Below are 13,743 nucleotides of genomic sequence, written 5' to 3'. Positions count from 1 at the left end.
CCGTGCGCGCCGAGGACCCCGAGGAGGTCACCTTCGCCGACGTGCTCAACGGGCTGACCCGGTCCCGGCGGTCGCGGCCGGCCGCCGACCGGGTGGACCCGCTGCCGCCCACGGCCGAGCCGGGTCCGGTGGACGAGCCGGTGGCGGACAACGCCGCGATGGTCCGGGCCTACGCCTGGACCGGCGGCCGGACCAGGGCGCGGGTCCGGCTGGAGATCGAGACGCTGGTGTCCACGACGCCGCGGGCGGAGGCGGCGGACGGGCTGCGCAGTGAGCACCAGGCGGTCGCCCAGCTGTGCCGGCGGTCGCGGTCGGTGGCCGAGGTCGCGGCGTTGCTGTCGGTGCCGCTGGGGGTGGTCCGGGTGCTGCTGGCGGACATGGCGGCGCTGGGTCTGGTGGCGGTGCACGAGACGGCCGCCGGTGCGCAGGACGGCCCGGACGTGGAGTTGCTGCACCGGGTGCTGCGCGGCCTGACGAACCTGCGCGGTTGAGATCGGACGACTACGAAGCGCATTTCGAAACCATTCGCCGAGGGCCTCGTTTGCGGCACGAAAACGTTACGGATCGGCCACGTGTTTTTGATTTCCTGGGACAACCGGTGCATTAGCGAACGATGACCGGCGCCGGCTTCCCGCCCGAAAATCACCCTGTCGGGTGAGGCCGATCGACGGCATCATGAACCCATGACTCGGCGCGCACTGGTCCTGGGCGGGGGCGGAATCACCGGGATCGCCTGGGAATGGGGGATGCTGGCGGGCCTGGCGCGGGCCGGGGTCGACCTGACCGGGGCCGACCTCGTCGTCGGCACCTCCGCCGGCTCGGTGGTCGGCGCGCAGGTCGCCAGCGGGCTGGACGTCGAGCGGTGCTACGCCACCCAGCTCGAACCGTCCAACGGCGAGGTCGCCGCGGCCCTGGGTCCGGCCACGATCCTGCGCTACGCGCTGGCCCAGTTCGGGCCGGGCGGCCCGCAGGGCACCCGCGCCCGGTTGGGCCGGCTGGCCCTGCGCACGGCCACCATGCCCGAGGCCGAGCGGGTCGCGGTCATCGAGTCCCGGTTGCCGGTGCAGACCTGGCCGGACCGTCCGCTGCTGGTCACCGCCGTGGACGCGGGATCCGGCGCGTTCGCGACCTTCGACCGGGACGCCGGGGTGCCGCTGGCCCGCGCGGTCGCCGCCAGCTGCGCGGTGCCCGGGGTCTGGCCACCGGTCACCATCGACGGCCGCCGCTACGTCGACGGCGGCATGCGGTCGGGCGCCAACGCCGACCTGGCCGCCGGCTACGACCGGGTCGTCGTGCTGGCGCCGCTGCCACGCGGACTCGGCCGGATGACGCCGGCCGCCACCCAGGTCGAGGCGCTGCGCGCGCGGTCGCGGGTGGAGCTGGTGAGCCCGGACCGGGGCGCGCTGCGGGCGATCGGGCGCAACGTCCTCGACCCGGCCCGGCGCGGCGCGGCGGCCCGCTCGGGCGTCGTCCAGTCCGAATCCGTACTCGACCGAATTCGCTCCGTGTGGAAATGAGCGAATAGTTCGAACGACCATTCCGCCATTTTCCGCAAACCGTTGTGTCACCGGTCGCGCCTGCCTTGACTTTTGCGTTTCCATCGACTTTCATCCCCGGTGAATCCGTTCCGCTGATAACCGCGCACCCTCTTGTGCCGGACGCGACGGGTTCCCTTTTCGGGTGCGGGGCGGGTGGGGAGAGCTGTGTCGGAGCCGGGTCGGCGGGACGTATCGCGTTGGCAGGTCTCCGGCTGGCCGCTGCGGACCAAGGTCGCCGTCGTGCTGGTGGTGCCGGCCGTGGTCGCCCTGGTCCTCGGCGGGCTGCGGGTCCAGTCCCAACTCGACGAGGCGGCCGGCCTGAGCACCGTCCGCGACCGGCTGACCGTGCTCACCGAGTCGCTCACGCTGGCCGACCTGATCGGCGTGGAGATGGTCGACGCCGCGGTCGGCGGCGCCGGCGACAGCCTGGACACCAGCGTCGCGCGGGTCGACCAGCAGATCGCCGTGCTGCGCTCGGCCACCGACTTCGCCGGCCTGCCCGACACCGTCGCCGAGGACCTGCGCGTGGCCCTGGAGCGGCTCGCCACCCTGCGGGCACTGCCGGCCGACGACCCGGTCGCGGTCAGCGCCGGCTACCGCGAGGTCCTGGCCACCCTGGCCGACCTGGTGCCGGCCGTGGTCTCGTTGGCCCGCAACGAGGAACTCGACGACCGGGCCAGCGCGGTGGCGTCGCTGTCGATGCTGCGGGCCGCGCTCGCCAGCGAGACCGCGCTCATCAGGTCCGGGGTGGACGGTGCGCGCCGGTCGGCGATGATCGCCGCCGCGCAGCAGGCGGTCACCGAGGAGGTCGTGCGCGGCCAGCAGCTGCGCGCGGAGCTGACCGGCGCCTGGGTCACCCGGCTCGACGACGCGACCCTCTCGGTCGCCCAGCGCCAGTCGGTGCTGCGGGCGGCGGTCGCCGGCGAACGGATCGCCCCGCTGCCGACCCTGCTGCTGGGCCTGGACACCACCTCCGAGGGCATGGCGGCCCTGCTCGACGACGTGGTCGCCGACCTGTCGACCACCGTGTCGGCCAGGACCGACGAGGCCCGCGCCGATGCGCTGCGCGACACCGCGGTCGTGCTCGGCGCGCTGCTCGCGGCGCTGGCGATCGCGCTGGCGGTGGCCCGGTCACTGCTCTCGCCGCTGCACCGGCTGCGCTCGGCGGCCCTGCACGCCGCCAACGAGCGGCTGCCCGAGACCGTGGAGCGGGTGCGGGCCGGCGAGCAGGTCGACTACCGGTCGGTGGAGCCGGTGCCGGTGCACACCGAGGAGGAGGTCGGCCAGCTGGCCCGCGCGTTCGACGACATGCACCGCCAGGCCGTTCGCCTGGCCGGTGAGCAGGCCGAGCTGCGGCTACAGGTCAGCGAGATGTTCATGACGCTGTCGCGGCGCAGCCAGTCGCTGGTGGAGTCACAGCTGACGGTCATCGAGGAGCTGGAGTCCGACGAGCAGGACCCGCGCCGGCTGGCCGGCCTGTTCCGCCTCGACCACCTGGCGACCCGCCTGCGCCGCAACGGCGAGAACCTCCAGGTGCTGGCCGGCGGCACCCCGCCCCGGCGCGGGTCCCGCCCGGTCGACGTGGTCGAGGTGCTGCGCGCGGCCACCTCGGAGATCACCGACTACCAGCGGGTCTCCCTGGGCAACGCGCCCGGCGCGGCGATCCGCGCGAGCGCGGCGGCCGACGTCGTGCACATCCTGGCCGAGCTGCTGGAGAACGCGACCCGGTTCTCCCCGCCCGAGCAGCGGGTGGTGCTCACCGCCGACCGGGGCAGCGACGGCGGCCTGCTGTTCGAGGTCGTCGACAGTGGACTGGGCATGGCCGCCGACGACCTGGCCGCCGCCAACGACCGGCTGTCCACACCGGACGTCGTGGACCCGGAGACCACCCGGCGGATGGGCCTGTTCGTGGTCAGCCAGCTCGCCGCACGGCACGGCATCACCGTGACCCTGCGGCCGACCCACGACTCGGCCACGCAGGCCGGTGTGACCGCCGGCCTCCACGTGCCGGGCACGCTGGTGATCGCCGACGGCACTCCGCCGCCCGCGCTGGCCCCGGCGCCGGTCCCGGAGTTGGTCGCCGCCGGCGCCGCGCCGGCCGAGCCCGTCGACTGGTTCACCCCGGTCGTCGAGGCCGACCCACCACCGCTGTGGCCGACCGAGGCACCCGACCCCGAGCCGGTCACCGCCGCCGGCCTGCCGATGCGCCGCCCCGCCGGCCGGGCCGCGCCACCACCACCGCGACCGGTACCGGCCCCGCCGCCGGCACCGGAGCCCGAACCCGCGCCACGCGCCGACTTCCGGGACCCGGAGGCCATTCGCAGCAACCTGTCCCGGCACTACAGCGGCATGCAGGCCGCCCGGCGCTCCAGGCAGGACCAGAGGGAGGGGAATCGATGACGAGCGAGACCACCGCGACCGAGCCGTCGCTCGGCTGGCTGGTGTCCGCGTTCACCCAGGAGGTCCCGGGGGTCACGCACGCCGTGCTGGTGTCGGCCGACGGCCTGCTGGTCGCCGCGAGCGACGGTCTGCCGCGCGACCGGGCCGACCAGATGTCGGCGCTGACCGCCGGGCTGTCGAGCCTCACCGTCGGGGCGGCGCAGCTGTTCACCGCGGGCCGGGTGGTGCAGTCGGTGATCGAGATGGAGGGCGGCTTCATGCTGCTGATGAGCGTCGGCGACGGCTCGCACCTGGCGGTACTGGCCTCCCCGCGCTGCGACATCGGCCTGGTCGGCTACGAGATGACGCTGCTCGTCGACCGGGTCGGACGGATGGTCGAGACCCCGGCACGCGGTTCCCGCCCGGTGCCGTGACCGACGACGAGGGTGGGCCGGCGCTCGCCCGGCCGTACTCCTGGACCGAGGGCCGCACCGAGCCCACCGTCGACCTGCCGGTGGAGGCCAGGGTGCTGACCACCGACCGGGGTGCCGCGCTGCCCGAACGCCGGGCCAGCGCCACGTGGACGGTGACCCAGCTGTGTTTCCAGCCGAGGTCGGTCGCCGAGATCGCCGCGCACCTGGGGGTGCCGCTGGGCGTGGCCAGGGTGCTGGTCGCCGATCTGCTCAGTGACGACCTGGTGCACGTCCAGGCCACGTTGACCGACGACGCGGAGGTGGACGTGCGCCGCGAACTGATCGAGAGGGTCCTCAGTGGACTTCGTGCGCGGTGACCGGATCACGTCGGCGAAGATCGTGGTGGCCGGCGGCTTCGGCGTGGGCAAGACGACGTTCGTCGGCTCGACCTCGGAGATCGTCCCGCTGCGCACCGAGGCGCTGATGACCAGGGCCAGCGTGGGCATCGACGAACTCCGTGGCAACACCGGCAAGGTCTCGACCACGGTCGCCATGGACTTCGGCCGGCTGACCCTGGCCAGGGACCTGGTCCTCTACGTCTTCGGCACCCCGGGCCAGCACCGCTTCTGGTTCATGTGGGACGACATCGTGCGCGGCGCGATCGTCGCGGTGGTCCTGGCCGACACCCGCCGCCTGGCCGACTGCTTCCCCTCGATCGACTACTTCGAGTCCCGGGGACTGCCGTTCCTGGTGGCCCTCAACCAGTTCCACGGCGAACTGGAACACGGCGTCGAGGACGTCCGCGAAGCCCTGGCCCTGCGCGAGGACGTGGCCATCATGCCGTGCGACGCCCGCTCGACCGAGTCGGCCACACAGGTCCTGATCGCCGCGAGCGAGCACGCCCTGTCCCGTCTCGGCCCACCCGCACTCCCCCGACGTCCCATCGAAAGGGCCCGGCGATGAACCACTTCCACCTGGGTACGTGGCTGCTGGTGTTCGCGTACGCCACGTCGGTGGTCGGCTGCACGGTCGGCCTGGCCTGCACCCGGCAGGCCAGGCACGCCACCGGCCGCTCCCGCCACGGCTGGCTGGCCCTGGCCGCGGTCTCCATCGGCGGGGTCGGGATCTGGCTGATGCACTTCATCGCCATGCTCGGCTTCGACACCCCCGGCTTCCCCGTGCGCTACGACATCCCCCGCACCGTGTTCTCCGCCGTGCTGGCCGTCGGCGCCGTCTACTGCGGCCTGCTGGTCTTCGGCGCCAGGACCGACACCTTCTCCCGGTGGCGCCTGCTCGTCGGCGGCGTGATCACCGGCCTGGCCGTCAACCTCATGCACTACAGCGGGATGTGGGCGCTGCGGATCAAGGGCACGATCTCCTACGTCGGCGGCCTGGTCGCCCTGTCGGTGCTGATCGCCGTGGTCGCGGCGACGGCCGCGCTGCTGTTCACCGTGGTGACCAACCGCCTGGTGTCCCAGGCGGCGGCCGGCCTGGTGATGGGTGTGGCGGTCACCGGCATGCACTACACCGGCATGGCCGCGATGCGGGTCACGCTCGACGCCGCCGCCCCCGACCCCGGCGGCGTGGAGGTGTTCAGCTTCCTGTTCCCGGTGTTCGTGCTGGGCGTGGTGGCCCTGGCCGTCCCGATCAGCGCCGTGCTGATGGCCCCGGCCCGGCCCGTTCTGGTCGGCGCGCGGCCCGTGCAGAACCACTAGAACGGCCCTGGAGAACCACCCGATCCGAACTGGCCAAGCCACCACCCGCCACGAGACCATGACCCCATGGGCATAGGACGCGTGGTCATCGCCGGTGCCGGACTCGCCGGTCTGCGTACCGCCGAACGCCTGCGCCACCTCGGGCACACCGACCCCATCACCCTGATCGGCGCCGAACCGCACCACCCCTACGACCGTCCCCCGCTGTCCAAGACGGTCCTGGCCGACCCCGAGTCCCCCCGGCCCCCGCTGCGCGAGGCCGACTACGCCGACCTCGATCTCGACCTGCGCCTGGGCACCCGCGCCGAGGCCCTCGACGGTGACCGGGTCGTGCTCACCACCGGCGCCGTCACCTTCGACCACCTGGTCATCGCCACCGGCGTGCGCCCCGCCCGGCCGGCGCTGTTCGACCGGCCTGGCGTCCACACCCTGCGCACCTGGGACGACTGCGCGGCCCTGCGCACCGAACTCGCCACGGTCCGCCAACTGGTCGTCATCGGCGCCGGGGTCCTTGGCTGCGAGATCGCCGCCACCGCCCGAGGGCTCGGCCTCGACGTCACCCTCGTCGAACGGTTCGACCAGCCGCTGGCCCCCGTCCTGGGCGACGCGCTCGGCGCGCACGTCGCCGGCCTGCACCGGGCCGCCGGGGTCCGCGTGCTCTGCGGCGCCGAGGTCACCGCCCTCAAGGGCGACGGCCGGGTCGCCGGGGTCGAGCTCGCCGACGGCACGGTCCTGCCGGCCGACCTGGTCGTGGTCGCCGTCGGGTCCCGGCCCAACACCGAGTGGCTCACCGGCGTCGCCCTCGACGACGGTGTGCTGTGCGACCGGACCGGCGCCACCGCCACGCCCCACGTGTGGGCGGCCGGCGACATCGCCCGGCTGCCGCACCCGTGGGCGCCCGGCACCGTCCGCTTCGAGCACTGGACCGGCGCCATCGACCTGGCCAACACCGTCGCCGCGAACCTGCTGGCCGACGAGCCGACGCCGCTCACCGCCGTCCCCTACTTCTGGACCGACCAGTACGGCCGGCGGTTGCAGGCCCTCGGGCTACCGACCCCGACCGACGAGTTCGTCGTGGTCGACGGGTCGCTGGAATCCGGCAAGTTCCTGGCCCACTTCCGGCGCGAGGGCGTCGTCACCGGGGTCGCGGCGATCGGGATGCCGGGGCCGCTGGCGCGGTCCCGCCCGCTGATCGGCCACCCCGCGCCCTGACGGTGGACACTCGGCGATCGGATGCGCACGATGGGTGCTGACACCGGCCACTGGAGGTCAGGCATGCGCACCCGGGGACTCCTGCTCACCCTGGTTCTGCTGTTCAGTCTCGTACTCACCCCACCCGCGTCGGCGACCCGAGGTGCCTGGGTCGTCGACGAACAGCGCCTCGGCGACCGGCTGCTGGAGCTGACCGTCAGCTCCGAGGCCGTCGGCCACGACATCGGCGTGCGGCTGCTGCTGCCCCGCGACTGGGACCGCCAGCCGCGCCGCGACTGGCCAACGCTCTACCTGCTGCACGGCTGCTGCGACGGCGACACCGGCTACCGCTCGTGGACCGACAAGACCGACGTCGAGGAACTGACCGCGCGGTCGAACGTGCTGGTCGTCATGCCCGAGGCCGGCCCAGCCGGCTTCTACTCCGACTGGCGCTCCGGCCCCGCCTGGGAGACCTTCCACCTCACCGAGCTGCGCCGGCTGCTCGAACGCCAGTACCGCTCCGACGACCGGCGCGCGGTAGCCGGCCTGTCCATGGGCGGCTTCGGCGCCCTGTCCTACGCCGCCCGCCACCCCGGTTTCTTCCGCGCCGCCGCCTCCTACAGCGGCGTCGTGCACACCACCTACCAGGGCCCGGACCTGGTCCAGGGCCTGGTCTCCGGCTGGGGCCTCGACCCGGACGACCTGTGGGGCGACCCGGTCGCCGACGCCGGGACCTGGGCCGCGCACAACCCCTACGACCTGGCCAAGCGCCTGCGCGGAACGCCGCTCTACCTGTCCACCGGCAACGGCCAGCCCGGCCCGCTCGACCCGCCCGACGCCCAGCCGGACAGCCTGGAGCGGTTCCTCGGCGAGGAGTCCGTCGCGCTGGCCGAGCGCCTGCGCGCGCTGAGGATCCCGGTCACCACCGACTTCTACGGTCCCGGCCGGCACGCCTGGCCCTACTGGGAACGCGCCCTGCACGACTCGTTCCCCCTGCTGGAACGAGCCCTGTGCGGGCACCGCTGCTAGGCGGCTTCCCGCCACACCCGGTTCAGTGCGGCGCCCAGCACCTCGACCGACTGGGCGCCGGACACCAGGTACCGGTCGACCAGCACGAACGCCGGCACCCCGGTCACCCCGAGCCGACGGGCCTGGTCCTCGTCGGCCCGGACGGTGTCGGCGTACGCGTCGCCGTCCAGCACGGCCGTGACCTCGTCGTCGGCCAGTCCGGCGGCGGAGGTCAGCGCCAGCACCGTGTCCCGGTCACCCAGGTTGGCGGCGTCGCAGTGCTGGGCGTGCATCAGCGACTCCAGCAGCGTGTCGCCGGCCTCCCGTTCGGCGGCCAGGGCCAGCAGGCGGTGCAGGTCGAACGTGTTGACACCGGTGGCCTCGGCCAGCCGGTAGGTCAGGCCCTCGGCGGCGGCCAGTTCGGTGACGTGGGCGAACATCTGCTCGACCTGCTCGGCGCTCAGGCCGTGGTCGCGTTGGAGGCGTTGGGGGACGGTCAGGTCACTGACCTTCGGGGCGTTGGGGTCGAGTTCGAAGGCCCGCCAGCGGACCCGCACCTCGTCGCGGTGGGTGAACCCGGCCAGCGCCGACTCGAACCGGCGCTTGCCGATGTAGCACCACGGGCAGACGATGTCCGACCACACGTCGACAAACACAGTCACGGGCCCACAGTAGGCCGTGCCGTGCTCCCCCGGACCACCAGGCGCGGGGGCGCGTTCTCGAAGTCGCTGACCTGCTGGCCGTCGAGCAGCGCCAGCAGGTGTTCGGCCAGGTGGGTGCCGTAGGCGGTGATGTCGCGGCGCACGGCGCTCAGCGCGGGGTGCACGATCTCACACAGCACCGAGTCGTCCCACGCCATGATCGACAGCTCCCCCGGCACGTCCACCCCCATCTCGTGGGCCACCGACACCCCGGCGACGGCCATCACGTCGTTGTCGTAGACGATCGCCGTCGGCGGGGTCGCGGCGCTGAGCAGGCGGCGGGTGGCCTGGGCGCCCTCGTCGGGCGTGTAGTCGGTGCTGACGGTCGTCGCCTCGATGCCGATGCGCTGGGTGACCTCGTTGAACGCCTGGGTGCGCAGTTCGGTGTGCAGCATGCCGGGCACTCCGGCGACCCGGGCGATCCGGCGGTGGCGCAGCGCCGCCAGGTACTCGATGACCACGACCATCGCGCCGACGTCGTCGATCCACACGCCGGGCAGGCTGCCGTGGTGACCGGGCCCGCCGACGACCATGGCCGGCAGCTTCAGCTCCTCCAGCACCGGGACCCGCCGGTCCTCGCAGCGCAGGTCGAGCAGGAACACGCCGTCGACGCGGCGCTCGGCCCACCAGCGCCGGTAGGTGGCGATCTCCCGGTCGTGGTCGGACACGACCTGTAACAACAGCGCCGTCTGGCTCTGCGCCATCGCGCTCTCCATGCCGGAGATCAGCTTCATGAAGAACGGTTCGATGCCCAGCGTCGCCGGGGACCGGGCCATCACCAGGCCGAACGCGCCCGACCGGGCGCCGGAGAGGGCCTTGGCCGCGCTGTTGGGGTGCCAGCCCATCTCCAGGGCCATCCGCAGCACCCGTTGTCTGGTCGCCTCGGACACGCCGGGCTGCCCGTTGAGCGCGTAGGACACCGCGCCCTTGGACAGCCCGGCGCGCTCGGCGATGTCGGCGATCGTCACTCGTTTGGTCACGGCTGCCCGCACTTCCGGTCCTCGCCCAGCGCGAAGCAGGCGACGAAATGGTCATCGCCGACGGCCGCGAGCGCCGGGCCGGCGGGATCGGTGCCGTCGGGGTGGAGCTGGTGGTAGCGGCACGGCCCGTGCTCGAGTTCGGTGTCGGTCCACCGCTCGCCGAGCCGGGGCACCGAGGACAGCAGGGTCCTGGTGTACGGGTGGGTGGGGTCGCCGAACACCTCGGCGGTCGCGCCGCGCTCCACGATCGACCCGCGCCGCAGGATCACCGTCTGGTCGGCCAGGTAGTTGCCCAGCGACAGGTCGTGGGTGATGAACAGCACCGCCAGCCCGCGCTCCTTGAGGTCGGCCAGCAGGTTCAGCACGTCGATGCGGGTGGACGCGTCGAGCATGCTGATCACCTCGTCGGCCACCAGCAGCTTGATGTCCAGCAGCAGCGCGCGGGCGATCAGCAGCCGTTGCAGCTGCCCGCCGGAGAGCTGGTGGGGATACTTGTCGAGCACCAGGTCCGGGTTGAGGCTCACCGCCGCCAGCGCCTCGCGCACCCGCGTACGCCAGTCGGCGTCGCCGACGTCGGGGAAGTAGGACTGGCGGATCATCGTCAGCACCCGGTCGGCCTTGAACACCGGGTTGTAGGTGGAGAACGGGTCCTGGAACACGCCCTGCGCCTCGCGGTAGTAGTCGCGCAGCGCCCCGCGCCGCAGGGTCGCGATGTCCTTGCCGCCGAAGGTGATCGTGCCGCTGGTGGTGCTGGTCAGCCGCAGGATCATCCGCCCGATCGTCGACTTCCCGCTGCCGCTCTCCCCGATCAGCGACACCACCTCGCCGGGCCGCAGCTCGAAACTCACGTCCCGCACCGCCGCCAGGTCCTGCCGCGCGAACGCCCCGACCTTGTAGGTCTTCGAAACACCCTCAAGTTTCAACATCAGGATGCCTTCCAGCAGGCCACCGAGTGCCCCGGTTCGACCTCGACGAACGGGGGCTGCTCGGCGCACTTGTCGAACGCCAGCGGGCAGCGGTCACGGAACCGGCAGCCCGTCGGCGCCGGACGCAGCGACGGCGGGCTGCCCGGGATACCCACCAGCCGTTTGCCGTCGTAGCGGACTCCGACCTCCGGCAGCGCCGAGATCAGCAGCTGGGTGTACGGGTGCTTGGGCCGGCTGACGATCACGTCGGTGGCCGCCTTCTCCGCCAGCTTCCCCGCGTACATCACCATGATCGTGTCGGCGATCTGGTAGACCAGCGACACGTCGTGGGTGATCACGATCATGCTGCGCACCAGGTCGTGGTCGCGGAACCCGGCCAGCGCGGTGGCCACCGCCTTCTGGGTCGACACGTCCAGCGCGGAGGTCACCTCGTCGGCGATCAGCAACGACGGGTTGAGCAGCGTCGAGATCACCATGACCATCCGCTGCTTCATCCCGCCGGACAGCTCGATCGGGAACCGCTCCAGCACGTCCTGGTCCAGGCCGACCAGCGCGAGCCGCCGGTCGAGCTCCGCGCGCACCGTCGGGAACCGGATCCCGCGTGACTCCACCAGCTCCCGGACCATCCGGCCGATCCGGCGGGTCGGGTTCAGCGCGCTCATCGCGTACTGCGGGATGACCGAGACCTTCCTGAACCGGAACTCGTTCATCCGCGCGTCGTCGGCGATCGGCAGTGTCTCGCCGTCCAGCTCGGCACTGCCACCGACGTGGCGCATCCGCCCGTCGAGCCGGATCAGGCTCTTGCCCAAGGTGCTCTTGCCGCACCCCGACTCGCCGACCAGGCCCATGATCTCCTTGTCCGCCAGGGAGAAACTCACCCCGTCCAGCGCCTGCACGTCGCCGCGCAGCGACCGGTAGTAGACCCGCAGGTCCTCCACCTTCAGCATCACATCTCCCGCAGCTTCGGGTTGAACACCTCGTCCAGGCCGACGTTCATGATGTACAGCGAGCCCACGATCACCGTGATCCCCAGGCCGGGCGGGATGAACCACCACCACAGGCCGAGGTTCATCGCGCTCCACTGCTTGGCGTGGTTGAGCATCAGGCCGAGCGAGATGCCGTCGGTCGGGCCGAGGCCGATGAAGTCCAGCGTCGCGGCGAACAGCACCGAGCCGCCGAACAACAGGATGAACACCATGAACAGGTAGGAGGCCATGTTCGGCGCGATCTCCCGGAAGATGATCCGCCGCACCGGCAGCCCGGACAGCCGCGCCAGGTCGACGAACTCCCGCGACCGCAGCGACAGCGTCTGGGCCCGCACCGCGCGGGCCACCCACGGCCAGGAGAACAACCCGATGATCACCGCCTGTACCTCGATGCTGCGCACCTCCAGGTACGCCGCGATGATCATCAGCACCGCGAGCACCGGCAGCACCAGCACCACGTTGGTGATCATGTTGAGCACCTCGTCGACCAGCCCGCCCCGGTAGCCGGCGGTGAACCCGACGACCATGCCGATCACCCCGGCGATCAGCGCCGCCACCGACCCGACGAAGAACGTCGCCCGCAGCCCGTACAGGAACTGCGCCCACACGTCCTGGCCGAACGTCGTCGTGCCCAGCCAGTAGGACCCCGACGGCCCGGCCGCCGGCGGCCCGACGTAGGTCAGCGGGTCCTCGGTCACGAACCACGGGCCGACGATCGCCGCCAGCAGGAACGCCACCACCACCGCGAGCCCGCCGACCAGCTTGCGGTTGCGCAGCGCGAAGTACAGGGCCTCGCGGCGCACGCCGGTGCCGTGCACGGTCGCCACCCCCGGCACCGCCGCCGGCTCCGGCGCCGACCCGTCGACCTCGCTCATGCCCCGCCTCCCATCCCCGCCCTGGTCCGGGGATCGACCAGGACGTAGACGATGTCGATGATGAAGTTGGCCACCAGCACACCGATCACGATGAACAGGAAGATGCCCTGCAACAGGAAGAAGTCGCTGGCCTTGATCGCCTCCAGCACCAGGTACCCGAGGCCCCGGTAGTCGAAGACGATCTCGGTGACCACCGCGCCGCCGACGATCACCCCCAACTGCAACGCCAGCCCGGTCACCTGCGGCAGCAGCGCGTTGCGGAAGGCGTAGCGGCGGACCAGCCTGCTCGGCGCGCCGAGCGAGCCGAGGTAGTGCGAGTAGTCGGCCTCCAGCTCGTAGATGATCAGGTTGCGCATGCCGATCGCCCAGCCGCCGAAGGCCACCAGGAACAGCGACAGGAACGGCAGGAACCAGTGGCTGATCAGGTCGCTGATGAACAGCCACGACCAATCGGGGCGCAGCGAGGCGCTGAAGCTGCGGCCGACCGGGAACAGCCCCGCGACCTTGCCCAGGGCCCAGGCCAGCAGGATCGCCAGCCACATGTACGGGGTCGCGGTCAGCACGTACCAGATCGGCAGGACGGTGTTGTCCAGCACCTTCTTGCGCGCCGCGTACGCGCCGAACTTGTTGCCGGCCCACCAGCTCAGCAGGATCGCCGGGATCAGCAGGCCCAGCGTGTAGGGCACGGCCGCCATGATGATCGAGGTCACCGGCTGCGGGAACGCCCACAGGCTCACCCCGAGGTCACCGGACAACAGCCCGCCCCAGAAGTTCAGGTACTGCTGCCAGACCGGCACGTCGAAGCCGAACAGGCCCGTGTAGTACTCCCGCATGGCGGCGACGCCCTCGGGGGACTGCAACCCGGCGCGGGCGACCATCGCACTCACCGGGTCGCCCGGCATGAACCTCGGGATCAGCCAGTTGATCGTCACCGCGACCACGAACGTGAGCGCGTAGATCAGCAGTTTGCGTGAGAAGTATCGGCCCATCCGGCCCTCCTGGGGGGCCGCTCCCGCCCGGCGCGTAGGGGG

Annotated in this window: 15 protein-coding genes; 9 read left to right on the top strand and 6 right to left on the bottom strand. The window is 72.2% G+C overall.

Translation table 11 applies throughout. The features are described from left to right. Positions 1-2 precede the first annotated feature (2 nt). The 9 genes from BLA60_RS07545 to BLA60_RS07505 all read left to right on the top strand — a co-directional run bounded on the left by BLA60_RS07545 (position 3) and on the right by BLA60_RS07505 (position 8,265). The gene (locus BLA60_RS07545) at positions 3-491 is read left to right on the top strand and encodes a DUF742 domain-containing protein (protein WP_245811864.1); all 489 of its coding nucleotides are present in this window, start codon (positions 3-5) and stop codon (positions 489-491) included. Between the two features lie 192 nt (positions 492-683). Next, positions 684-1,517 (top strand): patatin-like phospholipase family protein, encoded by an 834-nt coding sequence (locus tag BLA60_RS07540; protein WP_075131987.1) that lies wholly within the window; start codon positions 684-686, stop codon positions 1,515-1,517. A 186-nt stretch (positions 1,518-1,703) separates the two neighbouring features. Then, on the top strand, positions 1,704-3,938 hold the full coding sequence (locus tag BLA60_RS07535) for a HAMP domain-containing sensor histidine kinase (protein WP_245811863.1): 2,235 nt from the start codon (positions 1,704-1,706) through the stop codon (positions 3,936-3,938). Next, a complete protein-coding gene (locus BLA60_RS07530) occupies positions 3,935-4,351 on the top strand; it encodes a roadblock/LC7 domain-containing protein (protein WP_075131986.1) in 417 nt (138 codons plus the stop codon). Before BLA60_RS07535 ends, BLA60_RS07530 begins: the two co-directional genes overlap by 4 nt. Continuing rightward, the gene (locus BLA60_RS07525) at positions 4,348-4,707 is read left to right on the top strand and encodes a DUF742 domain-containing protein (RefSeq protein ID WP_075131985.1); all 360 of its coding nucleotides are present in this window, start codon (positions 4,348-4,350) and stop codon (positions 4,705-4,707) included. Before BLA60_RS07530 ends, BLA60_RS07525 begins: the two co-directional genes overlap by 4 nt. Next, the gene (locus tag BLA60_RS07520) at positions 4,688-5,293 is read left to right on the top strand and encodes a GTP-binding protein (protein ID WP_075131984.1); all 606 of its coding nucleotides are present in this window, start codon (positions 4,688-4,690) and stop codon (positions 5,291-5,293) included. The genes BLA60_RS07525 and BLA60_RS07520 overlap by 20 nt, the downstream gene beginning before the upstream one ends. After that, a complete protein-coding gene (locus tag BLA60_RS07515; protein WP_075131983.1) occupies positions 5,290-6,045 on the top strand; it encodes an MHYT domain-containing protein in 756 nt (251 codons plus the stop codon). Before BLA60_RS07520 ends, BLA60_RS07515 begins: the two co-directional genes overlap by 4 nt. A gap of 66 nt (positions 6,046-6,111) precedes the next feature. Beyond that, positions 6,112-7,257: an NAD(P)/FAD-dependent oxidoreductase gene (locus tag BLA60_RS07510; RefSeq protein WP_075131982.1), complete on the top strand. Its 1,146-nt coding sequence runs from the start codon at positions 6,112-6,114 to the stop codon at positions 7,255-7,257. A gap of 63 nt (positions 7,258-7,320) precedes the next feature. Next, on the top strand, positions 7,321-8,265 hold the full coding sequence (locus BLA60_RS07505) for an alpha/beta hydrolase (RefSeq protein WP_075131981.1): 945 nt from the start codon (positions 7,321-7,323) through the stop codon (positions 8,263-8,265). Here the strand turns inward: BLA60_RS07505 and BLA60_RS07500 are convergent. The 6 genes from BLA60_RS07500 to BLA60_RS07475 are packed head-to-tail and all read right to left on the bottom strand — an operon-like array spanning position 8,262 to position 13,701. Then, complete coding sequence (locus BLA60_RS07500) at positions 8,262-8,906, bottom strand: DsbA family oxidoreductase (RefSeq protein ID WP_075131980.1); 645 nt, start codon at positions 8,904-8,906, stop codon at positions 8,262-8,264. The genes BLA60_RS07505 and BLA60_RS07500 overlap by 4 nt on opposite strands. Then, positions 8,903-9,925, bottom strand: a complete 1,023-nt coding sequence (locus BLA60_RS07495; protein WP_075132127.1) for a LacI family DNA-binding transcriptional regulator — start codon at positions 9,923-9,925, stop codon at positions 8,903-8,905. The genes BLA60_RS07500 and BLA60_RS07495 overlap by 4 nt, the downstream gene beginning before the upstream one ends. After that, positions 9,922-10,851 (bottom strand): ABC transporter ATP-binding protein, encoded by a 930-nt coding sequence (locus BLA60_RS07490; RefSeq protein WP_075131979.1) that lies wholly within the window; start codon positions 10,849-10,851, stop codon positions 9,922-9,924. Before BLA60_RS07490 ends, BLA60_RS07495 begins: the two co-directional genes overlap by 4 nt. After that, positions 10,851-11,798, bottom strand: a complete 948-nt coding sequence (locus tag BLA60_RS07485; protein ID WP_211288623.1) for an ABC transporter ATP-binding protein — start codon at positions 11,796-11,798, stop codon at positions 10,851-10,853. The genes BLA60_RS07490 and BLA60_RS07485 overlap by 1 nt, the downstream gene beginning before the upstream one ends. Then, complete coding sequence (locus BLA60_RS07480) at positions 11,798-12,712, bottom strand: ABC transporter permease (RefSeq protein WP_075131977.1); 915 nt, start codon at positions 12,710-12,712, stop codon at positions 11,798-11,800. Before BLA60_RS07480 ends, BLA60_RS07485 begins: the two co-directional genes overlap by 1 nt. After that, on the bottom strand, positions 12,709-13,701 hold the full coding sequence (locus BLA60_RS07475) for an ABC transporter permease (protein ID WP_075131976.1): 993 nt from the start codon (positions 13,699-13,701) through the stop codon (positions 12,709-12,711). Before BLA60_RS07475 ends, BLA60_RS07480 begins: the two co-directional genes overlap by 4 nt. Between the last annotated feature and the right edge of the window lie 42 nt (positions 13,702-13,743).

Source organism: Actinophytocola xinjiangensis (genome assembly GCF_001921215.1).
Classification (GTDB): Bacteria; Actinomycetota; Actinomycetes; order Mycobacteriales; family Pseudonocardiaceae; genus Actinophytocola; species Actinophytocola xinjiangensis.
Note: the sequence above shows the minus strand (reverse complement) of the source record. Positions and strands in the feature narration are given on the sequence as shown.